This is a genomic window from Rhizobium sp. CB3090, assembly GCF_029714285.1.
In the GTDB taxonomy this organism is placed as follows: Bacteria; Pseudomonadota; Alphaproteobacteria; order Rhizobiales; family Rhizobiaceae; genus Rhizobium.
This window is the reverse complement of record NZ_CP121663.1, coordinates 276,040-297,250: the sequence shown is the minus strand read 5'-3', so window position 1 is coordinate 297,250 and position 21,211 is coordinate 276,040. Positions and strand designations below refer to the sequence as shown.

Here is a 21,211-nt window from a genome sequence, read left to right as displayed (position 1 = left end):
GACAGAATAGCACCCAATGCCATGGATATTAGACGTTTCAAATCCTTCATCGCCATCGTGGACAGCGGCAGCATCACGCGGGCTGCCGATATCCTGCACCTCGCCCAGCCGGCACTCAGCCAGCAGTTGGCGGCGCTCGAGGAGCATTTCGGCCAGAAACTCCTGATCCGAAGCCAGCAGGGCGTCAGCATGACCGATGCCGGACATGCGGTCTACCGGCATGCGCAGATCATTCTCCGCCAGATGGAACAGGCACAGACGGATGCAGCCGCCGCCGGCAATTCGCTTGCGGGGCGGGTTTCTGTCGGCCTCGTGCCTTTCAGCAGTGCCGCCACTCTTTCGGTCGATCTTCTGGCGGAAACAAGAAAGAGGCACCCCGGGATTCTGCTGCATCTGACGGAGAGTGTCGGTCAGACCTACAGTCAGATGATCATGAACGGTCGGCTGGAAATGGCGTTGATCCACGGCGTCGGGCCGATCAAGGGCGTACGGTTCGAACCGATCCTCAGAGAGGAATTCTATTTCGTTGCCCACCGCAATTTCGCGATCGATTCAGACCCGAAGCCCGTGCCGGTCAGCGCGCTGGATGGAATGCCGATGCTGTTGCCGCCGGCTTACAATTTCGTACGCCGGGCCGTCGATGCCGCCTTCACGCGCAGCCGGATCAATCTCAAAGTCGTCGCCGAAGTCGAAATCGTTAGAACCCTGGCGCGCGCAGTTGGCACCGGCCTTGGCGCGACCATCATGCCAAAGGCGATCGCCGACCGCATCGTGTCGGAATCGAGCGAGCCTCTCGTCTGCCGGCTGGTCACGCCTCGCATCGAGGAAACGCTGTCGCTTTGCACATCCGATCAGAGTTCCCTGTCGGAGCCGGCCTTCGCCGTCAAGGACATCCTCGTCGAGCTGACCGAACACCTGAAGCTCTGAAGCCTGACAGCAGGCGTTGGCGGATTTCGACCCGAAAACCGGCCCGATCATCTATCAGCGCATATCGCGGCAGAACTGGGCGATACGGGCGCAGCCTTCGCCAAGCATTTCCATGCTTGTCGCATAGGAGATGCGGAAATAGGGGCTCATGCCATAGGCAGCGCCCTGCACCGTCGCGACGTGGTGCTCATCCACAAGTGCCATGACGAAATCGACATCCGTCTCGATCTTGCGTCCGCCCTTGGTGGTCTTGCCGATCAGACCGGACATGTTGGGATAGATGTAGAAGGCGCCCTCGGGCTTGTGGCAGCGCAGTCCCTCGATCTTCGACAGTTGATCGAGAACAAAATCGCGCCTTTCCCTGTAGATGGCCGCGCGCTCCTTGAGGAGGTCTTGAGGCCCGTCGAGTGCCGCAATGGCCGCCGCTTGTGTGACGGTGGTCGTGCCGCCGCTGTTCTGACCGTTGACGTTGCTGATCGCCGCAATCAATTCCTTCGATCCGCTGGCGCAATATCCCAATCGCCAGCCGGTCATGGCATAGGCCTTGGAGACACCGTTCATCGTCAGGACGCGATCATAAAGCTTGGGCTCCGCATCGGCGATCGTGCAGAATTCGAAGCCGCCATAAACCAGATGCTCGTAGATATCGTCAGTCAGGATCCAGACGTTCGGATGGCGCAACATGACTTCGGCAATGGCAGCCATTTCCGCGCGCGAGCAGGCAGCACCCGTCGGATTGTTCGGGAAGTTCAGGATAAGCCATTTCGTACGCGGTGTGATCGCGGCCTCAAGATCCTCCGGACGCAGCTTAAAGCCAGCCTGTTCGAAGCAAGGCACGGCGACCGGGACACCGCCGGCAAACTTGACGATATCGGCGTAGCTGACCCAAGACGGGGTCGGAATGACGACCTCGTCGCCGGGATTGCAGGTGGCAAGCATCGCGTTGAAGATCACCTGCTTGCCGCCGCCGGACACGACGATCTGGCTGGCATCGTAGTCGAGATTGTTGTCGCGCTTGAACTTTCTGCTGATCGCGGCCTTCAGCGCCGGCGTGCCGTCCATCGGCGGATATTTCGTATCGCCGCGCAGCGCTGCGGCATGCGCTGCCTCGATCGCGTGGGCAGGCGTTGGAAAGTCCGGCTCCCCGGATGAAAGACTGACGACTTTGATGCCCTTGGCGGCCAGTTCCCTGGCGCGCTGAGTCATGGCAGCAGAAGCGGATATGGAGACGTTCTTGAGGCGATCGGCTATGGAAGGCATCGACGTGATCTTTCGCTGAGATGGAAAACTTGGTTGCTGGAAGCAAATCAGGATGCAAGCTCGGCCGCAGGCGCGAGCGTGGCGCCGGAAGCCTCGATTTCGCTGCGGACGATACGGGCGAGCTCCAGCGAGCCGGGCGTATCGCTGTGCACGAGGATCGATCTCGCCGGCATCTGGATTGTGGTGCCATCGATGGCCTCGACGGTTCCGTCCGCCAGAAAACGGCGCACCCGCGCCCGAACAGAAGCCTCGTCCTTGACCAATGCCCCCGGCAGGCCGCGGGCAACGAGCGCGCCGCGGGCATCATAGGCGCGATCGGCCAGAAACAGCGCTAACGTCTTGAGTTTCGCGCGTTTTGCCGCCTTTTCGATTACACTGTCAGGTGTCACGAACACAACAAGACGCGGATCCACGGTGGCAATGGCATCCATCATCAGATCGGCGAGCGCGGCATTACGATTGACCATATTGCCCATGGCGGCATGAAAGCTGAAATGGCCGACGGTCACGCCTTCGCTTTTGGCGATCGCGATCAATGCGCCAAGCTGATAGAGCATCTGCTGTCGAAGCTCGTCCGGCTGGAACGGCAGCTCGCGCCGGCCGAAACCAGACCGATCCGGCAGGCCCGGATGTGCGCCGATGCCGACGCCGTTTTCTTTCGCCAGACGCACCATGCGCGCCATCGTGTCCGGATCGCCGCCATGAAAACCACAGGCGATATTGGCCGACGAAACGATCTTCATCATCGCCTCGTCATCACATAGCCGATAAGGACCGAAACCCTCGCCCATGTCGGAATTCAGATCGATTTTCATCGTTTCCTCCCTTTGATCCTTGCGATTGCCGTCAGCCCATCGCCTTCAAAGCGCGCTTGACCATCTGCGAGGTCTGCCTGACATCCGCGACATACCGGGCAATGGCCTGCTCAACCGTGCGTGCCTCTGCATGCGTCGAGCGCACGAACCGCAGCCGACTCCCGATCCGCGCTTGCCCGAGACGCCAAAGATCGCATTCGATGACGCCTGCAATCTTGGGATAGCCCCCTGCAGTATTGGCGTCGCTCATCTGAATGATCGGCTCGCCGCCGGGCGGAACCTGGATCACGCCGGGCACGATGCCATGGGAGCGCATCTCGACCGTTGCCGTCGGTTTGATCGGTTCGCCGGAGAGGCGATAACCGGTGCGGTCGCTGCTCGACGATATCCTCCAGGTCTGGCTCCAGAAGGCCTCGCCATCGGCGGCGAAGAGTTCATGCTCCCCGGCGGCTATCGCACGGATCGGCAGCACGCCGTCAATCATAGCCGGAAAGACATCGCGTAAGGCCACAGCCGGCTCGACCACGGCAATGCCGCTTGGTGGCAGAGGCAGCGCATCTGAAGACGTGCCGAATCCAATCCTGTCGCCTTTGACGAGCGGGCGACCGGCATTTCCGCCAAAGCCGCCGCGCAGCGAAGTGCTCCGCGAACCCATGAGGACCGGCACATCCAGCCCTCCACGGAACACGATATAGGCGCGGGCCAATTTCGGCGGCTGCTTTAGCTCCAGAATCTGACCCGGCTCGGCGATATGTGTACACCAGGCAAGCAGCTCCCGACCGTCCAGCATCGGACGGCCGTCCGCACCCGTGACGGCAAAGACACCGCCGGCCTCGAACCGCAGCTTGAACGGAAAGGTCTGAACCTCTATCGCGGCAACATTGTCTTCATTGCCCACGAGAATATTGCCGATCCTCACGGCCAGAGGATCCATTGCGCCGCAGGCCGAAACCCCGATATCGCGATAGCCAGGTCGGCCAAGATCCTGGACGGTGTTGAAGGGACCGGCCTCGACGATCTCGATCATAGCTCGATCCTCACCGGTAAGAAGCGTACGGTATCGCCAGGCGCCAGCAGGGCTGGTGTCGCAGAGGTCGGATCGAACATCTGGAGCTCTGCGTGGCCAAGGGAGTTCCAGCCGTTCGGGCCTGTCAGCATCGCAACGCCTGTCTGCATTCCCCCGATCGTTACGCTGCCTTTCTCCATCCTCAATGACGGAACGGTCTTGCGCGGCATGTAAATGCGCGGATCGAGGCCATGCAGGTAGCCGAAACCGGGGGCACTTCCCAAGGCAAAGACGCGGTAGCTCGCCTCGTAGTGAATGCGCACCACCTCGCGATCACTCAATCCGCAGAAGTCGCAGATAGCGGGAAGATCGATTGCGTAAGAGCCGCCGTAATGAACGGGGATTTCGATGACCTTCCCCGCCAGATCGAGGCTCTCGGCGTTGTTCCATGCATCGAGAAGACGCGTCGCAATGATGTCGGGATCTTCGGGCGTCTCCTTGAAGATCGCCAGCAGATTGGTCATGCCGGGGATCACTTCCGCAATATCAGCCCAGCCCTTTACCGTTTGCGCCAGGGACCAGATCCATCTTTGTGCGGGCAGATCGAATTCGCCCGGCGCTTCAAGGAGGAAAGATCGAGTGCCAATACAGGAAACCCGCGCTCGGCCTTTGATGGCGGGGATGATTTCGTGCAATGGCTTAAGAGTGTTCGAAGTAGCAATCATGATATCGGCTCGATTTCGAACAGGGGGTCACCAAATCCGACCAGGGCGTCGGGCTCTACCAATTGCTTGGTCAGCAAACCGGATCGGCCAGCGGGGATCGGAAGCAATACGGAACCGATGCGGATGAAGCCGATTACGTCTTGGTCGGCAACAGTACGAGGCAGACACTCACCTCCTTCGGAATCCGAGGGATGCAGCGCATAGAACTGACCTGCCATCGGCGCTTTGACTGTCGCCGCCGGTATCGCGGCGAAGCCTGGCTGCGCGTCTCCCGTCAGGCTGACTTGGGCGCCTGACTCTTTGGAAACCACGATGCGCAGATTGCCGCCGGGTCTCGATATTTCCAGACCGTCTAACCCCGCTGTGGTCAATGCATCGGTAAGCGCCGCGATGGTTGAGGGATCGCTGAAGTCGATCGCGCTCATGCCGCCCTCCGATGCTGGAGCCATTGCTGCAGGTAGTGGATATCCGTCCCGCCGCGAGCGAAGCCTTCGTCATCGAACAATGCGCGAAGCAATGGCAGGTTGGTAGAAATCCCTTCTATTCGAGTGGCGGCAAGCGCCTCGCGCATTTTCACCATCGCTTCCGCCCGATTGGGCGCGTGGACGATCAGCTTGGCGATCAGCGAGTCATAATAGGGCGAAATTCGATAGCCGGCATGGATATGGGTATCGACCCGGATGCCCAGCCCTTCCGGCAGGGCAAGATCGGAGATCGTGCCTGCCGAAGGCAGGAAGCTTTCAGGATCCTCGGCATTGATGCGGCATTCGAAGGAATGGCCGATACAGGTTACATCGTCCTGGGCCGTTTCCAGGCGAAACCCTTGGGCGACCTCTATCTGCGCGCGAACAATATCGACCCCGCTCGTCATTTCGGTGACGGGATGCTCGACCTGCAGGCGCGTGTTCATTTCGATGAAATAGAACGCATCATTCTCGTAAAGGAACTCGAAGGTCCCGACGCCGCGATAGCCGATCTGCCGGCACGCTTCGACGCAGGCCATGCCGACGGGCTTAATTATCTCCGGTGAAATCCCCAGTGCCGGCGCCTCTTCCACGACCTTCTGGTGCCGACGCTGCATCGAGCAATCGCGATGTCCGAGCCAGATGGCATTGCCATAGATATCGCAGAGCACCTGAATCTCGATATGGCGCGGATGTTGGAGAAACTTCTCCATGTAGAGCGCCGGAGAACCGAAGGCCTGTCGCGCTTCCTCACGCGTCAGAGCAATGGCCTCGTGCAGCGAGCCGGCTTCGGGAACCACCCGCATGCCTCTTCCGCCCCCGCCGCCGGCGGCCTTTATGATCACGGGATAGCCGATTTCCAGCGCGATGCGCTCGATGGAAGCCGGATCATCCGGAAGTGCCGTGTCGGGACCGGGCACGCAAGGCACACCGGCAAGGATCATCGCCCGCTTTGCCGATATCTTGTCACCCATGGTTGCGATTGAGGAAGCCTCGGGACCGATAAAGACGAGACCGGCCTTCTCGACAGCTTCAGAGAAAGCAGCGTTTTCGGACAGAAAACCGTAACCGGGATGGATGGCGCCGGCCCCGGTCAGACGCGCGGCAAGCAGGATCGCATCCTGATTGAGGTAACTCCGAGCCGCACTCGAAGGACCGATGCACAGGAGGCGGTCGGCCATCTTGCCATAGGTTGCCTGCCTGTCCGCTTCGGAGCAGATCGCTACCATCTTCAGACCAAGTTCGCGACAAGCGCGCTGAATTCGCACTGCAATCTCGCCTCGATTGGCGATGAGAACCGTGTCGAAACGTCGCTCCGCTAGACCGACCTTATCGAAAGGCGCTGCCATCACGCAATCTCCGCCAGCACGTCGCCGGTTTCGACTTCACTGCCATCGATATCCGTCAGGCGCAGAATGCGGCCGGCATGCGGCGCGACGATTTTGTTGAAGACCTTCATTGCTTCAATGATGAAAAGGGTCTGCCCCTCCTCCACTGTGTCGCCAACCCTGACGAAAGGCTCCTCCTTCGGTGCCGGTGCGCGGTGCAGCACGCCAAAGAGAGGCGCCTTCACGGTGATGGCCGAGGCCGGTGCATTTGCCGAAACATGGCTGCTGGATGCGACGGGACTAGCCGCTGCTTTCTCGGGAACCTGCGCGGGAGCAGCGGAGGCCGCCCGATCCGGTGTCCGGAATATCCGAACCGTGACGTCCTTTTCCGTTACCGTCAGCTCGGAAATGTTCGATCGTCCGACAAAATCGATCAGCGTCTTTATTTTCGACAGGTCCATCAGAGTACTCGGTATTTCGGAGTGCCTCTTCGCGGCCCATACTATGAGAACCGCTTTCGGCTGACTTCCTCCGTACACGATGGGCCGAACGATGGGGTCAGAAGAACTTTCAATGACCAGCGGTCACAGACGATGGGAGATCTCACACGATCAACTCGCCAGGGCAAAACCGTCTCGCCTGTGCGCTCGACTGATCCGAGCACTTTACTGAGTTTAAAACGTGCGACGGTCGGTCCTAACACTTGACGGGGAAGCGCCGCTGCAGCTCGGTCGTTTCGTCGCAACTCAAGGGCCTGGTTTTCTCGCCGCGCAACAGCAGGAACAGCTTGGCCGTTTCTTCGAGTTCCTCAATGGAATAAACCGCGTCGGAAAGATCGGTACCGGCGACGATCGGGCCATGATTGGCGAGAAGCACCGCATGGCTCTTGGTAGTCCGCTCCGCAACGGCCTGTGCCAGGGCTTCGTCGCCAGGAGGATAGTAGGGCACGAGAGGTAGACGGCCGACGCGCATGACATAATAGGCGGTAAGCGGTGGCAGCACATCATCGTGGTCAAGGCCGCAGAGGCAACTGACTGCGACGGAATGTGTCGAATGCAGATGAACGACTGCCCGCGCGCGCGGCCGCTTCTCGTACATGACGCGATGAAGAAACGCTTCCTTGGTGGGCGCGTCACCCGAAACGTGTCGCCCCGCCTCATCCAGCTTGGCGATGCGGGATGGATCGATGGCTCCCATGGACGATCCGGTCGGAGTCATCAGCCATCCATCATCGATGCGGACGCTGATGTTGCCGGTCGATCCAGCCGTTAAGCCACGATCGAACAGCGATTTTGCATAGCCGGCGATCTGATCGCGAATCCGTGTCTCGCTCATGCGGAAATGTCCAGGGCACGTTCAAAGAAATCGAGACCACCAAAATTGCCGCTTTTGAGCGCCACCTGCAATGGCCGATCCGAAAGCGTCGTCGTCCACGGCACTCCGGGCGCAATTTCGGTGCCGATGGAAAGTCCCTGAACCTTGAGCGCCGAAATCACCGCACCGGACGTCTCTCCCCCGGCCACGAGCAATCGACTGACGCCGTTCGCCACGAGTCCTTCCGCGATCGCGGCGAGCGTATGTTCCATCATGGCACCCGCCTGCTGGGACCCGTATTTCGCCTGGTTCTCTTCCACCTCGGCCGGATCGGCGGAACCGTAGATCACAACGGGTTGATCGGCCGGTTGGCTTTGCGCCCAGGAAAGGGTCTCTTCGACGACGGGCTGCTGATTGGCTATAGCGTCCAGGTCGATCCTGCGGCTCGGCCAAAGCGCCCTGGCCCTGGCAAGCTGCTGGCGCGTGGCTGCGGAGCAACTGCCCGCAAGGATGGCCGTTCGCGGCGACGCCGAAGATGTGGATGTGCGTTCCGCCGGCTTGCGTGGCGAAATGCCGAAATTGGCGGGCAGGCCCATGGCGAGCGCCGAACCGCCGGTTACGAGCTTATGGCCTCGCACGGCACGTCCGATCGCCCGGAGATGATCATCATGGATCGCGTCGGTGACGACGTAACGTTGTCCAGCCTCTGCGCTCCTGGCAAAAGCTTCCGTGATCGCCCCTTCACCCGCAGAGACGACCTCATGAGGAACGAGGCCGACGCCGTGGACGGACTGTTCGGCCATCAGCGCGACCAAGTCGGAACGCCGCATTGGCGTCAACGGATGGTCCTTCATCGGCGAATCCTGTAGCAGTTGCCTGCCGACGAAAAGATGCCCGTTGAACACCGTCCGCCCGTTCTTGGGGAAAGCGGGACATACAACCGCAACCTTCGCATCGAGCGCATCGCTCAAAGCATCTGCGACCGGGCCGATATTCCCCTTGGCGGTGGAGTCGAATGTCGAGCAGTATTTAAAGAAAATCTGCTCGGCGCCGTGCGTCCGTAGCCACGTCAATGCATCGAGCGATTGCGTGACAGCGTCCGTTGCCGATGTGGTACGGGATTTTAGCGCAACGACGACAGCATCCGCGTCGCGAACGTCGAATGCCGGCGTGGGAAGGCCGATCGACATGACGGTCCGCATGCCTTCGCGGACGAGAATGCTGGCGATGTCGGTTGCGCCGGTGAAGTCATCAGCTATGACGCCAAGAAGAATACCCATCGATCATCCCCGCTTGTAAGGTTCGAACCAGCCCAAACCGTCCGTCGTTCGACCGCGAGGATGATACTCGCAGCCGACATATCCCGTGTAGCCGAGCCGATCGAGCTCGGAAAACAGGAATGGATAGTTGAGTTCTTCGCTGTCGGGCTCCTGACGCGACGGCACGCTGGCGATCTGCACATGCCCGCTGATCGGCATCAGCTCCCGCAGGCGTGTCGTCACGTCCCCATGTATGATTTGGCAATGATAGATATCAAACTGCAGCTTTACATTGGTAAGGCCGAACTCACCGATCATCTGCGCGGCCGCATGGAAATCATTGAGGAAATAACCGGGCATGTTACGCCCGTTGATGGGCTCCAGCAGAAGATTGAGCCCTTTTTCGGCGAGGCGTTCAGCAGCATGCTCCACCGCATGACGATAGTTTACTTGCGCCTGCGGATCGCTGCGGTCGCCCAATCCAGCCATCAGGTGAATGTTCTTTACACCGGTGGCCTCGGCGTAGACGAGCGCGCGGGTGACACCGTCGGCTACATCATCGAAGCGGCCCGACAGGGATGCCAGCCCTCGCATGCCTGCGGCCCAATCACCCGGAGGCATGTTGAAAAGTGCCTGGGTCAAGTCGTTGCGGAGAAGCCGCTCCTGGATATCTTCCGGTTTGAAATCATAGGGAAACAGGTATTCGACAGCGGAGAATCCTGCCTCTGCGGCAGCATCGAAACGATCGAGGAACGACCATTCGTTGAACATCATTGTCAGGTTCGCGGCGAAAGCAGGCATGGCTCACCTCGTCTTTTCTGGGAGCGAAGCGCCGGAAAGCTGCGCATAAAGGCGCGCGAGCGAAGAATCGTCGTCGCGTCCCATGCCGGCGCCGGAGGCTGCGAGATACATTTGCAATGCCGCAGCACTAAGCGGCACCGGATAGCGTTCGGACCGCGCCATATCCTGAATGATGCCGAGATCCTTGACGAAAATCTCGATGGCGCTGAGCGGTGTGTAATCGCCGGCGAGCACATGGGGGATGCGGTTTTCGAACATCCACGAATTGCCGGCGGATGCGGTAATCACCTCATAGACCTTGTCGAGGTCGAGCCCCAGTTTCGCGGCAAGCGAGATCGCCTCGCAGGCGGCGGCGATGTGAACGCCGGCGAGCAACTGGTTGATCATCTTGAAGGCCGCGCCGGCGCCGGCGGTATCACCAAGCTCATAGACTTTGGCGGCCATGGCATCCAGCGCACGGCGCGCGGCACTGAACGCAGCCTTCGTGCCTGAGGCCATGACCGTCAGCTCTCCATTGGCGGCGCGCGCCGCTCCCCCCGAAATGGGTGCGTCGAGATAGTGGACGGCCCTTGTCTCGAGCTGCGAGGCAAGCTTGCCGGCCACGGCGGGATCCATCGTTGCCGACGAGATAAATACGGAACCGGGACGCATGAGGTCTGCAATACCATCCGTACCGAACAGGACATTTTCCGTCTGCGCCGCGTTGACAACCACCGAAACGACGATGTCGGCTTCTTTTGCCGCTTCTGCGATGCTGGAAGCGGTGCGGCCTCCTGCCTGCACGAAGCGGGAAACGGCATCTGCGGAAATATCGACACCGATCACATCGAAGCCGGCCGTCTTGAGCGAGAGGGCCATGCCCATGCCCATGGCTCCAAGACCAATTACCACCGCCACCTGGGACGTTTCCGCATTTTCCTGAAGGGTAGTCATATGATGATCCTTAATGATGCAACGGGTGGCTCCCCGACGCCTGATGCCGGGGAGGCGCTCATTCAGCGGTTTACCGTCTTTGCTGGCACCGAAAGCGTTGCCATGCAACCGACGACCAATGCTGCCGCCAGGAAGTACATACCGATGGAATTACTGCCTGTAGTGTCCTTGAGATAACCGATAATGAAGGGTCCCAGGAAACCTGCAAGATTGCCGACCGAATTGATCCACGCAATGCCTGCGGCTGCGCCAGTGCCGGCCAGAAAGGCCGTTGGCAGGGACCAGAACAGCGGCGCGCAGGTAATCGCACCGGCAGCGGCCAGGGAGAGTGCCGCGATGGCAATTCCGGTGCTCGATGCCATGGTTGCGGCGATGAAGCCAAAGCAAGCGACCATGGCTGGGACAACGAGATGCCAGCGACGTTCGCGGAAGTGGTCAGACGAGCGTCCGAGAACAAGCATGGTGACGAATGTGCAGATGTAGGGAATTGCCGAAACCAGGCCGACATGGAAATTGCCGACAACGCCGGAAGCCTTGACAAGGGTCGGCATCCAAAAGTTCAAGCCGTATTGGCCGAGCACGAAGCAGAAGTAAATGAGGCTCATCAGCCACACCCGGCGGTCGCTCAGGGTAGCGCCGAGGCTGCTGGGGCTCCCCGTCTTGATCCGGTTCTCAGCTTCCATGTTGGCGCGCAGAACATCTTTCTCCTGTTGGTTCAGCCATTTTGCATCTTCGATACGGTTGTCGAGGTAGAAGAGAACGACAAAACCAAGCAGGACAGCGGGAATGGCCTCGATCAGGAACATCCATTGCCATCCGGACATACCGTGGAAAGTGTGAAGACTGTCCATGATCCAGCCCGAAAGCGGGTTCCCGAAGATGGCGGAAACCGGGATGGCCGACATGAAGGTCGCAATGATCTTAGCGCGCCGATGGGACGGATACCAAGATGCCATATAAAGAATAATCCCTGGAAAAAAGCCGGCTTCCGCCAGACCGAGCAGGAAACGCAGAATGTAGAACATCGTTTCCGAACTCGTGAATGCGAAAGCAGCGGAAACGATACCCCAGGTGATCATGACACGGGCGATCCAAATCCGTGCCCCGACCTTGTTCATCAGCAAATTGCTCGGCACTTCGAAAAGGAAGTAGCCGATAAAGAAAATGCCGGCGCCTGCCCCATAGGCGGCCTCCGAAAGGCCCAGCTCGCTGGACATCTGTAATTTGGCAAAGCCGACATTGACGCGGTCGAGATATGCAACCACGTAGCAGAACATCAGTAAGGGGATAATCCTCCAAAACACTTTCCTGTAAGCAGTATTTTCTAAAGCTTCGGACACGCCCGCTTGGGCGGCCGATGCCTGATCCAGCACCGTCATTGCTCTCCTCCTCCGATGAAAAGCGGTTCGTCTTGCCTCCCGCGCCCCATAATTGGCAGCGCTGCCATTCTTTATAAAGAATTTTGGCAGCGCTGCCAAGCATTTTTTGGCAGCGCTGCCATTGAATAAATAAGTCCATTCCGAATATGCTTGTGAAGACCGCCTTTTTCGGAGAGCCCAGGGGCTTGCGAATATCTTGTTTGATAAGGTGAAATCGGTGAGGCATTCGCAGGAGCATTTCGCGAAAAACTCGCGCCGGGGAAGGAAAATGGACCTGAAAAATACTCCGATCACACTGGCCGAGGTTGCGGACGCTGCGGGCGTTGGCGAAAGCACGGTCTCGCGCGTGCTGCGCAATCATGGGTCCTTTTCCGAGAAAACCCGCGCGCGCGTCATGGCGGCGGTCGAAAAGCTTGGCTATGTTCCGAACAAGATCGCCGGAGCCTTGGCATCGACGGGCACGCCTTTGGTGGCGATCATCGTGCCTTCGCTTTCGAATATCGTTTTCGCCGATGTCTTGAGCGGTATTACCCGGGCGCTTGAAGTGCGGCAGAAGCAGGCCGTCTTCGCCGTTACCGAATATGATCCGGTACGGGAGGAGGCGCTTGTCGCGGCCGTTCTGGCGTGGCGACCGGAAGCGGTCATGCTTGTCGGCCTGGAACATACCCAGGGAACGCGGAAGCTGCTTCGCGCCGCCGGATGCCGTGTTCTGGAATTGCTGGATATCGATGGAGAGCCGATCGATATCGCTGTCGGTTTCTCTCACCGATCGGCCGGCAGGGCTACAGCCGCTCATCTCATTGAAAAAGGCTATACACGTATCGCTTATGTCGGACACGACATCGAACGCGACACCCGCAGCGCCAAACGCTTCGAAGGGTTTGTCGATCAGCTCGACCGGGCGGGGCTTACATTAAGAGATCGGGAAATCCGGAATGCCCCTTCCTCTGTCAGCGAGGGAAAGGCGGGATTGGCAAGTGTTTTAAGCCGATCGCCTGACGTTGATGCCGTATATTTCTCCAATGATGACATGGCGCTTGGAGGCTACTTCCATTGCCTGTCCGAGGGAATTCCCGTGCCGGACCGGCTCGCGATCATCGGCTTTAACGCTCTCGATATCTGCCGCCACACCCCGCAGCCCATCGCCAGCATTCTTACGCGGCGTGTGGAAATAGGAAGGCTGGCAGCAGAACTCCTTTTGGAGGATGCGCCAGCTCAGACGGTCGATGTCGGATTCCTACTCGTGCCGGGCGAGACGGCTTAACATCGTCACCGAGTCACGGTCGGGAAGATGATTCGTGATTCTTCTCTTATTACGTGTGAAAAATCGACGAGAGATCTTGGGCGATATCCCAAGACTATCCGTTATGCGCACGCATGTACAAATAGCGAAGCGCTTTGGAACTCGCGGCTCGATTGCGGCGTATTTTAACTAAAAATTACAACCGCAACTGCGATGTCCACTGTGCGGGTAATACTTTGAGTCCATTGATCTATAGGAACGCGCGAGCAGTGTTATGCACATCAATATTAGAATGACGCTATTCGGACTTTTCGGAGCTCTTGCCACCATTGTCGGCGTTCAGGGCATAATTTCTATGCAGTCGCTATCGGTCATCGGCGGAGCGACTCGCTCGATTGCGGAAGATACAGTTCCCTCAATGGTCATCCTTGGCCAGCTTAATGCCGACTATGGCGATCTCCGCGTCAAACAACTGGCATACATGCTGACCAACGGTGCGAACCAACAAAAAATCCTCGCAGAAATGCAGCAGGCACAATCGGAAATCGCCAAGGACATCGCGGCCTACCAGCCGATCATCAACACCGATGAGGAGCGAGCGATATTCCAACAATATACTACCGCGTCTGCGGAGTATGAGCAGATTTGGCAGCGTGCCAAAGCGCTGAAGGATGCAGGTCGGGATAGCGACGCCGTTACATTGATTATGGAAGACGGCAAGACGGCCTACTCCAAGGCCGGGGATGCGATCCAGAAGGGTGTCGACAAGAATGTTGCCGACAACAAATCCAACCTGGATGGTGCCGACAGCGCAATTGGCACCAGCAAGGCAACGACATTGTCGGCTCTCGGAATTGCGATGCTCGTCGCTCTCGGGGCCGTCATCTTGAGCCTGCTGCGCGTGATCAAGCCGCTTTCGCGCATGACCGCATACATGCAACGTTTGAGCACGGGTGACACCAATGCTGAAGTGCCCGATCGCCACCGCCGCGACGAGATCGGTGCGATGGCGGCCGCAGTCGATGTGTTCCGGCAGGCAGCGCTCACCAACGACCGCCTCGAACGCGAGGCGCACGCGACCCGCGAGCAGCAGGATGCCGAGCGGGCGGCGGTGCAGAGACGCACCGAGAAGGAAGCCGAAGAACTGCGTTTTGCCTCCGAACGCCTTGGTGTCGGTCTCAAGCACTTGGCCGCCGGCGATCTGGCATTTCAATTGACGGAAGCGTTTGCGGAAAACTTCGAACCCTTGCGCAACGACTTCAACCAGTCTGTCCGCCAGCTCGGCACGGCACTCTCGGCGATCGCCGACAGCATCGCCACAATCGACAACGGCACCCGCGAAATCGCCTCCGGTGCCCAGGACCTCGCCAAGCGGACGGAGCAGCAGGCATCTTCGCTGGAAGAAACGGCCGCGGCTCTGGAACAGATCACCGCCAATGTCGGCTCCTCGACGAAGCTGACGGATGAGGCTCGCGGGGTCGCCTCCCAGGCCAATTCGAGCGCTCGCAACTCGGCGGAGGTCGTCTCGCAGGCCGAAGAGGCCATGCGGCGGATCGAAGAAAGCTCGCAGCAGATCTCCAACATCATCGGCGTTATCGACGAAATTGCCTTTCAGACCAATCTTCTGGCACTCAATGCCGGCGTCGAAGCGGCACGCGCCGGTGATGCGGGCAAGGGCTTCGCGGTCGTTGCGCAAGAGGTGCGTGAACTGGCACAACGTTCAGCCCAGGCGGCAAGGGAGATCAAGAGCCTGATCCAAAATTCGTCGACGGAAGTGGAAAGTGGCGTCAAGCTGGTGCACAGCACCGGCGAGGCATTGAATGTCATCGGCGGCTTTATCGGCCAGATCAACAGCCATATGAGCTCGATTGCCGCTTCTGCGAAGGAGCAATCCACCGGACTCGTCGAGATCAACACGGCGGTCAATTCGATGGATCAGAGCACGCAGCAGAACGCAGCCATGGTGGAGGAATCGACGGCCGCCGCATCGAGCCTCGCGCAAGAGGCGGCAAGGCTTCGTGACCTCATCGCTCGGTTCAAGCTCGACAACACCGTCTCCGCGCCTCGGGCTGCAGGCCATAACAGCAGGCCCGTGGCCTCGCCCGCCCGTGTGCTTGGCCGGAAGCTCGCCGGCGCCTTCGGTGGCCGCAGCGCTGCAACGGCCGCCGCCGCGAAGGAATGGGAAGAATTCTGATGGACGACCTGCTGCTATTTCCGATCGATCGGCCCGCTCCCAAAGACGGTTGAGGCTTCGAACGAGTAACCTGCCGCAAATATCGCCCTGGTGCCTTCACCGGGGCGATTTTATTTGCGTCGACCCAGCGGCGCTCGTCGCAAGTCTGACGATTCCATGAGGATTGAGCTTGAACTCGTCCACCTCATACGGTGAATCGACGGAGAGGCTGCCGCGGCTTTCAATGAGCGCCGGCTCCAGAGCCCAACCGCATTCTCACATCTGACTGTCGTTCGACAGCAGCTCAACCTCGACGGCCGTTCCGTCGATCAGATCGGCTCTCTCGATTCCCGTCAAAAGATACCCCTCGTAGGCAACCGACCTTGGATATGGCCAATCCTTATACGCGGTCGTTTCGATAATTGCCCGACCCGGAATACGGATTGCGGCACGAAGCTTTTTACCTATGGGAAGGTTTGACCTCCCCTCCAGGATCACGGTTGCACCATGACGGCTGCCGATAGAAAATGCACCCAGAACCGTTCGCATATCATCCCCGAGGAATTCACAAACTAATTTTTTGAGGCTTTATCGTCTTTCGAAGTACGGTCTTGCAAAGACGATTCTTAACGCGAAAACCTTCAACAACGCTTGCGCGAAAACCGAGCATTTGAATCAATCGGCTTTGACTGTCGACATCTGGAAGCGATCAAGAGAAGTTCTTCCACTCTACGCACCTGCTCACGCAGGTTCGGACGCCGCCCCCCGGCGAACTTCGCAATCGCTTGAAGGCACGTTCCGACAGCCAGCATGCATCGAACGTGCCTTCGATATTCAGACCTAAGCCGTCCCTCCCGCGCTGCGCTTGGCCTCGGAGGAATTACCGGTTTCCTCGGCCGCTAGCGCTGCTATTCCATTGTGAATTGCGGTCAATCGATTGAGGATATCCTCGATTTCCGTACGGGCATCTAGCATTTTTTGCAGTGCGCCGACCTCGTCGCGGGAAAGCCTCAAAGCATCCGAAGCGTTGTTAAGAGGAAAGGGGACAACAGTACTCATTGAAACTCCATGAATTGAGACGCACCGGCATGCTGCCTCAGAATTACTGGCCAGAGCCAGCTAGAGCATGACGATTTTCTCCGAATCGTCATGCTCTAGCTCTTTGATTTTGCATGATCTTATCCAAAAGCCGCTACGCAGTTTTTGGGATCATGCTTCAGGCTCCGGCGGTATTTTGGGATCGAAAGCAGATTGTATGAGGGGTCAAAACTCTTCCCAGCTATCGTTGGCAATCGCGGCATTGCCGTGCGTCGAGTAGGCCTTGGCGATTTTGGATCTGAGCTCGCGCACGGGCGAAGGGGACGCCTGCGACTCGGTTTTCCTGTGCCGCGACTGCACATCAGAGGTCCGGCCGTTGCCTATGTTGAACTCACTCAATAACTGCGTGATGCGACCGACCTCCCGAACGAGGGCGTGGCTGGCCGCAGTTGACTCCTCAACCATCGCGGCATTCTGCTGCGTGCTTTGATCCATTGTATTGACGGCCGTGTTGATTTCTTGCAGTGCGGTCGATTGTTCGCGAGCTGCTTCGACGATCGCGCCGATATGGTGGTCGATTTCCTTCACCTCATCGACGATGACCGTGAGGGCAGAGCCGGTCTCGCCAACCAATCCGACGCCGGACTTGACCTGCTCCCCGGAATTGTTGATCAGCTCCTTGATTTCCTTTGCGGCCTTGGCGGAGCGCTGGGCAAGCTCTCGCACTTCTTGCGCCACGACCGCAAAGCCCTTGCCCGCGTCCCCTGCCCGCGCCGCTTCGACACCGGCATTCAATGCAAGCAAGTTCGTCTGGAAAGCAATCTCGTCAATCACACCGATGATGTTCGAGATCTCGCGAGACGAATTGTCGATCGCCCCCATGGCGGCGACAGCCTGACGGACAATCTCACCTGATTTCTCTGCGCCGATACGCGCTTTAGCGACAAGCTGGCCCGCTTCTTCTGCCCGTCGAGCGGAATCCTTGACCGTTGTCGTGATCTCTTCCAATGCGGCAGCCGTCTGCTCGATCGAAGATGCCTGTTGCTCGGTCCGCCTCGCAAGATCATCCGCTGCGGAACGTATCTCCTGCGATCCGCCGTGAATCTGCGACGCGGCACCCTCGATCTGCCCTATCGTGCCGGCCAACTGTGCAAGCGCATTGTTGAAATCGTCGCGCAGCCCGTGATAGGCGTCCGGCAGATCGTCATTGATGCGATAGCTTACGTCTTTGCGGACGATGGCTGCCATCGCCTTGCCGAAGCAATCACATACCAGCTTCTGTTCCGCGGCAATCGCCTCTGCCTGCGCCTTCTGTTTGGCGGCCTCGGCCTCATCGATATAGACGGAGATGGCGAGGTCCATATCCAGCATGACCGCCTTTACCAAGCTCGCAAGCGCCCTGCCGAATTCGCCAGGTTTCATCGGTCCTTTCGAGAATAGTCCGCCCTTCGGAAACATCTCCTCGACAGCACTGCCGATCAGATGATCGAGAATGATGGCGTAGCCGCCGATGTACCATTGTGGTTCGAGTCCGATCCGAGCGTGAACTGTGCCGATCGTGCGCACCTTTCCGACGTAGTCCTCATTGAAATTGCCGTCGGAAATGTTCACCCAATGCCCCACTTGCGCGCCCTTCGCGCGCGCAATGTGCTCGTCGGACGAAAAGAACCGCTTGACTTCGGGGCTTTTGCGAAGCTCGGCGTAGAACTTGTCCAGGCCACGCGGTAGCTCGCGTTCGATCAGAGCCTTCAGCGAGCGAATGCTGGTACGGGCCTCCGCGTCCAAGCCCATGAATTCCAGGCGGCGCTCGATATTCTGATTTTTCGACGATGCTCCACTCGGCCCAATGGCCGAACCGTGATGTTTATGATGATCGGCATGTGCATGAGAATGGTTCGACATTGCTCCCCCAAAAAAGTCGGGTTTCGAATTTGATGACGCGCGATATGCGCTCCGAAACCCGCCTTCATGGCGGTAAGAGGTACAAACCGAACCTCATCGGATGACCCAGGATTTGGGGTCATATGGTTAACGATGTGTAAACGTCTCAGCCGATCAAGACTTACGCCGCGCGCATCGGATAACCGTGCGTTTTTCGGCCATTGATCAGAACCTGCCGTTTTGGGGCTGGAAAGGGAAGCAGAGGATGCCGGTTGCGACCGCCGCGAGGTCGGTCAACTAAGCGGGCGACGCCTATGCTGATAGGTTCATGAGACATCAAACGCGCGCGGGAATCAATCGATCAGATGCCTTCTTATCGCCGCGGCGACTGCCTGAACGCGATTGGATGCTCCAAGCTTCCGGGTCGCCGATTTGAGATAGCTGTTGATCGTTTCCGGTGTGTAGCAGGATTGATCGGCAATCTCCTCGCTCGTCAAACCGCGACTGGCAAGTTTCAAGCAAAGCAGTTCGCCACCGGTCAGGCGAAGATGATTGGCGGCAAATCTGTCCATGATGGGTTTGGTAACGGCACCATGCAGCGGTTCGGCCATCATGGATAGGAAGTCACGCTCGTCTTGCGTAAACGGCCGTGCATTTGTGAAACATACCGCGCCATAAACGACATCGTTCCTGCACAAGGGGAACAATATCCTGTTTCGCACGCCATGCACGCGCGAAAGATAAAGTAGCCTCTGCGGTGGGGGCACCAAATCGAAGGCTTCTTCTTCCGTGTAGACCGTCTTCCTTGTCTTGCCGGCCATGACCAACGGATCTCTGGGACTCATCTTTTCGGCAAAGTAGGTGTCCATGTAGAGCGGCGGTATATCGGTGTCGATCGACTGGCTGCAGCCGAATTCATAGCCTTCCAGATCCAGGCCGCCAATCGCCACGTACTCGAACGAAATGGCCTTCCGCAGCCTCTCGAGGAGCACGTTTTTATGCAGCCTGCGGACAGCCGGAACAGACGAAAGGTCAACGTAGCCTGTAAAGTCGCCCGTGCGATCAGCGGAGGCCATCGCAATCCCCTTTTTGAAAAACCAAACGATTCCCGATTCTGGCGGCGAAGAACTAACAGATTAACTGTCGTGAGAGGAGGATGTTATAACAGTGATCCACTGGCGCGCTGCGCGACAGCGGGAAAGCGCAGACTTCAACGGCTCTCACCAGACGCTAAGCACACTGTCAGGCGGCGAGTTCGGCACCAGAACTGTGGATATGATTAAATTTAATCATACTTGTCGTTATTCTTAACGAATCATTCATTTACTCGTCCCAATTTGGGGATATCCACGAGGCTCTGTCAGCGCCGGTTATGATCCGGAACGCCGCCTTGAGGCGAAATTTGAGGTACGTACTTATAAAGATAAAGTACATTCTTTCGAGGTTGTGAATGTCGTCGAATTTTCGTACCCGTGCCGGTGGAGGTTCCATCCAAGGTCCGGCGACGGGCGGCATTGGAGGTGTCTCGTTTGGTACGGAAACCGTGTTCAGCGGTACTGATCCGGATGAACTCTCGGAAATATTGTCGACGCCAAGATCGCCGATCAAGGTTGCCGCACTGGACAACAGTCCCATTTCGTTCCGCTGCAACTTTCTTTCTGCAGGGGCGGTAGCCGTAGCCGATTGCGCCTACGAAGGGACGCTTTCCGTCAAGCGGGAGGTGCCCAGCGACAAGATGATCATTTTTTTGCCAAGGCAGGGACATGCGATTTTCGACCATCCACGGAACTCGATAGAGTCGGCTCCTGGACACGGCACCATTCTCGAAGGCGACCCCGGCGAAGGCCGCCTGTTCGGACCGCGTCATCATCTGGGTCTATTCATCGACAAGGCGAAGATCGCCGGCCACCTGAGCCATATGCTTGACCGGACAATCAGCGGCAGGATCGATATCCATCCGCATTTCGATTTGACGTCGGATGCGGGGCTTGCATTGGTGCATCTGGTCGAGCAGCTTCATCGCGGCCTTCGCGAGGATGGCCCCCTGCGGCAGTCGCCCTTGGCTCTGGCCTCTTTTTGCGACGCCGTGACTTATCTCATTCTCGAGAACTGTCCGCATCGCTATTCGAACGAACTGGGACGCCCTACCCCGGCCCCGACCCCACGCCACGTCAAATGGGCCATCGACTTCATGCAGGAGCATATTGCTGCGCCGATATCGCTCAACGATATTGCGGCCGCCGCAAAGGTCAGCGTTCGAACCCTGCAACAGGGCTTCAGGCAGTTCAGGAATACCAGCCCCATGGCCTATCTGCATGAAATGCGCATGGCGGCCGCTCATAATGATTTGCTCGCTTCCGACCCAAAACAGACCGTTGCAGATGTTGCCGCCAAATGGGGATTTTCGCATCTCGGCCGATTTGCAGCCGAATACAAGAAGCGCTTTGGGTACCTGCCATCACAAACATTGAAGGCTTAAAGCAATTCCACGCTTGTCTTTCAAAGCGGATTTCCCAATCGCCTTCGTCCACGAACAAGATCGATATCGCGAAGCTGATTTCGGCCTGGCGAACTCAGCTTCGCGGCATCCCCTAAAGCTCGTCGCGATCTTTCAGATTCGCTCCGACGCTTTAGCGCTTTGTTTTGCATGTCGTTCTCGCAAAAC

Annotated in this window: 20 protein-coding genes; 4 read left to right on the top strand and 16 right to left on the bottom strand. The window is 58.3% G+C overall.

Features of this window, described 5'->3' with window-relative positions:
• Window positions 1–21: 21 nt before the first annotated feature.
• Window positions 22–927 carry a nitrogen assimilation transcriptional regulator NAC gene (gene nac, locus QA646_RS20130; RefSeq protein WP_283060015.1) on the top strand — a complete coding sequence of 302 codons (906 nt, stop codon included), beginning with the start codon at window positions 22–24 and terminating at the stop codon, window positions 925–927.
• A gap of 54 nt (window positions 928–981) precedes the next feature.
• Here the strand turns inward: nac and QA646_RS20125 are convergent, their stop codons facing one another.
• From QA646_RS20125 to QA646_RS20070, 12 genes are all read right to left on the bottom strand, one after another.
• Window positions 982–2,187: a pyridoxal phosphate-dependent aminotransferase gene (locus QA646_RS20125; protein ID WP_283060014.1), complete on the bottom strand. Its 1,206-nt coding sequence runs from the start codon at window positions 2,185–2,187 to the stop codon at window positions 982–984.
• 47 nt (window positions 2,188–2,234) lie between these two features.
• Window positions 2,235–3,002, bottom strand: a complete 768-nt coding sequence (locus tag QA646_RS20120; RefSeq protein ID WP_283060013.1) for a 5-oxoprolinase subunit PxpA — start codon at window positions 3,000–3,002, stop codon at window positions 2,235–2,237.
• A gap of 31 nt (window positions 3,003–3,033) precedes the next feature.
• Complete coding sequence (locus tag QA646_RS20115; RefSeq protein ID WP_283060012.1) at window positions 3,034–4,029, bottom strand: biotin-dependent carboxyltransferase family protein; 996 nt, start codon at window positions 4,027–4,029, stop codon at window positions 3,034–3,036.
• A complete protein-coding gene (pxpB, locus tag QA646_RS20110; protein WP_283060011.1) occupies window positions 4,026–4,733 on the bottom strand; it encodes a 5-oxoprolinase subunit PxpB in 708 nt (235 codons plus the stop codon). Before pxpB ends, QA646_RS20115 begins: the two co-directional genes overlap by 4 nt.
• A complete protein-coding gene (locus QA646_RS20105) occupies window positions 4,730–5,158 on the bottom strand; it encodes an acetyl-CoA carboxylase (protein WP_283060010.1) in 429 nt (142 codons plus the stop codon). The genes pxpB and QA646_RS20105 overlap by 4 nt, the downstream gene beginning before the upstream one ends.
• A complete protein-coding gene (locus tag QA646_RS20100; RefSeq protein ID WP_283060009.1) occupies window positions 5,155–6,546 on the bottom strand; it encodes an acetyl-CoA carboxylase biotin carboxylase subunit in 1,392 nt (463 codons plus the stop codon). Before QA646_RS20100 ends, QA646_RS20105 begins: the two co-directional genes overlap by 4 nt.
• Window positions 6,546–6,986 carry an acetyl-CoA carboxylase biotin carboxyl carrier protein subunit gene (locus tag QA646_RS20095; RefSeq protein WP_283060008.1) on the bottom strand — a complete coding sequence of 147 codons (441 nt, stop codon included), beginning with the start codon at window positions 6,984–6,986 and terminating at the stop codon, window positions 6,546–6,548. Before QA646_RS20095 ends, QA646_RS20100 begins: the two co-directional genes overlap by 1 nt.
• A gap of 235 nt (window positions 6,987–7,221) precedes the next feature.
• Entirely contained in the window at window positions 7,222–7,860 is a 639-nt protein-coding gene (gene otnC, locus QA646_RS20090) for a 3-oxo-tetronate 4-phosphate decarboxylase (protein WP_283060007.1), read from the bottom strand.
• On the bottom strand, window positions 7,857–9,119 hold the full coding sequence (otnK, locus tag QA646_RS20085; protein ID WP_283060006.1) for a 3-oxo-tetronate kinase: 1,263 nt from the start codon (window positions 9,117–9,119) through the stop codon (window positions 7,857–7,859). Before otnK ends, otnC begins: the two co-directional genes overlap by 4 nt.
• Window positions 9,120–9,122: 3 nt before the next feature.
• Window positions 9,123–9,899 (bottom strand): 2-oxo-tetronate isomerase, encoded by a 777-nt coding sequence (otnI, locus tag QA646_RS20080; RefSeq protein ID WP_283060005.1) that lies wholly within the window; start codon window positions 9,897–9,899, stop codon window positions 9,123–9,125.
• Between the two features lie 3 nt (window positions 9,900–9,902).
• Window positions 9,903–10,832, bottom strand: a complete 930-nt coding sequence (gene ltnD, locus QA646_RS20075; RefSeq protein WP_283060004.1) for an L-threonate dehydrogenase — start codon at window positions 10,830–10,832, stop codon at window positions 9,903–9,905.
• 62 nt (window positions 10,833–10,894) lie between these two features.
• Window positions 10,895–12,211 carry an MFS transporter gene (locus QA646_RS20070; RefSeq protein WP_283060508.1) on the bottom strand — a complete coding sequence of 439 codons (1,317 nt, stop codon included), beginning with the start codon at window positions 12,209–12,211 and terminating at the stop codon, window positions 10,895–10,897.
• A 268-nt stretch (window positions 12,212–12,479) separates the two neighbouring features.
• On the opposite strand from QA646_RS20070, the gene QA646_RS20065 reads away from it, so the two are divergent.
• Window positions 12,480–13,475, top strand: coding sequence for a LacI family DNA-binding transcriptional regulator (locus tag QA646_RS20065; RefSeq protein ID WP_283060003.1), 996 nt, complete (start codon window positions 12,480–12,482; stop codon window positions 13,473–13,475).
• A 253-nt stretch (window positions 13,476–13,728) separates the two neighbouring features.
• A complete protein-coding gene (locus QA646_RS20060) occupies window positions 13,729–15,648 on the top strand; it encodes a HAMP domain-containing methyl-accepting chemotaxis protein (RefSeq protein WP_283060002.1) in 1,920 nt (639 codons plus the stop codon).
• Window positions 15,649–15,903: 255 nt separating this feature from the next.
• Here QA646_RS20060 and QA646_RS20055 read toward each other — a convergent pair whose 3' ends face one another.
• From QA646_RS20055 to QA646_RS20040, 4 genes are all read right to left on the bottom strand, one after another.
• Entirely contained in the window at window positions 15,904–16,176 is a 273-nt protein-coding gene (locus tag QA646_RS20055; RefSeq protein WP_283060001.1) for a hypothetical protein, read from the bottom strand.
• A 291-nt stretch (window positions 16,177–16,467) separates the two neighbouring features.
• Complete coding sequence (locus QA646_RS20050; protein ID WP_283060000.1) at window positions 16,468–16,686, bottom strand: hypothetical protein; 219 nt, start codon at window positions 16,684–16,686, stop codon at window positions 16,468–16,470.
• Window positions 16,687–16,890: 204 nt separating this feature from the next.
• Window positions 16,891–18,567, bottom strand: coding sequence for a globin-coupled sensor protein (locus QA646_RS20045; RefSeq protein ID WP_283059999.1), 1,677 nt, complete (start codon window positions 18,565–18,567; stop codon window positions 16,891–16,893).
• Window positions 18,568–18,899: 332 nt separating this feature from the next.
• Window positions 18,900–19,622, bottom strand: coding sequence for a LuxR C-terminal-related transcriptional regulator (locus tag QA646_RS20040; RefSeq protein ID WP_283059998.1), 723 nt, complete (start codon window positions 19,620–19,622; stop codon window positions 18,900–18,902).
• 374 nt (window positions 19,623–19,996) lie between these two features.
• Here QA646_RS20040 and QA646_RS20035 point away from each other — a divergent pair, with 374 nt between their 5' ends.
• Window positions 19,997–21,025, top strand: coding sequence for an AraC family transcriptional regulator (locus QA646_RS20035; RefSeq protein ID WP_283059997.1), 1,029 nt, complete (start codon window positions 19,997–19,999; stop codon window positions 21,023–21,025).
• The last annotated feature ends 186 nt before the right edge of the window (window positions 21,026–21,211 follow it).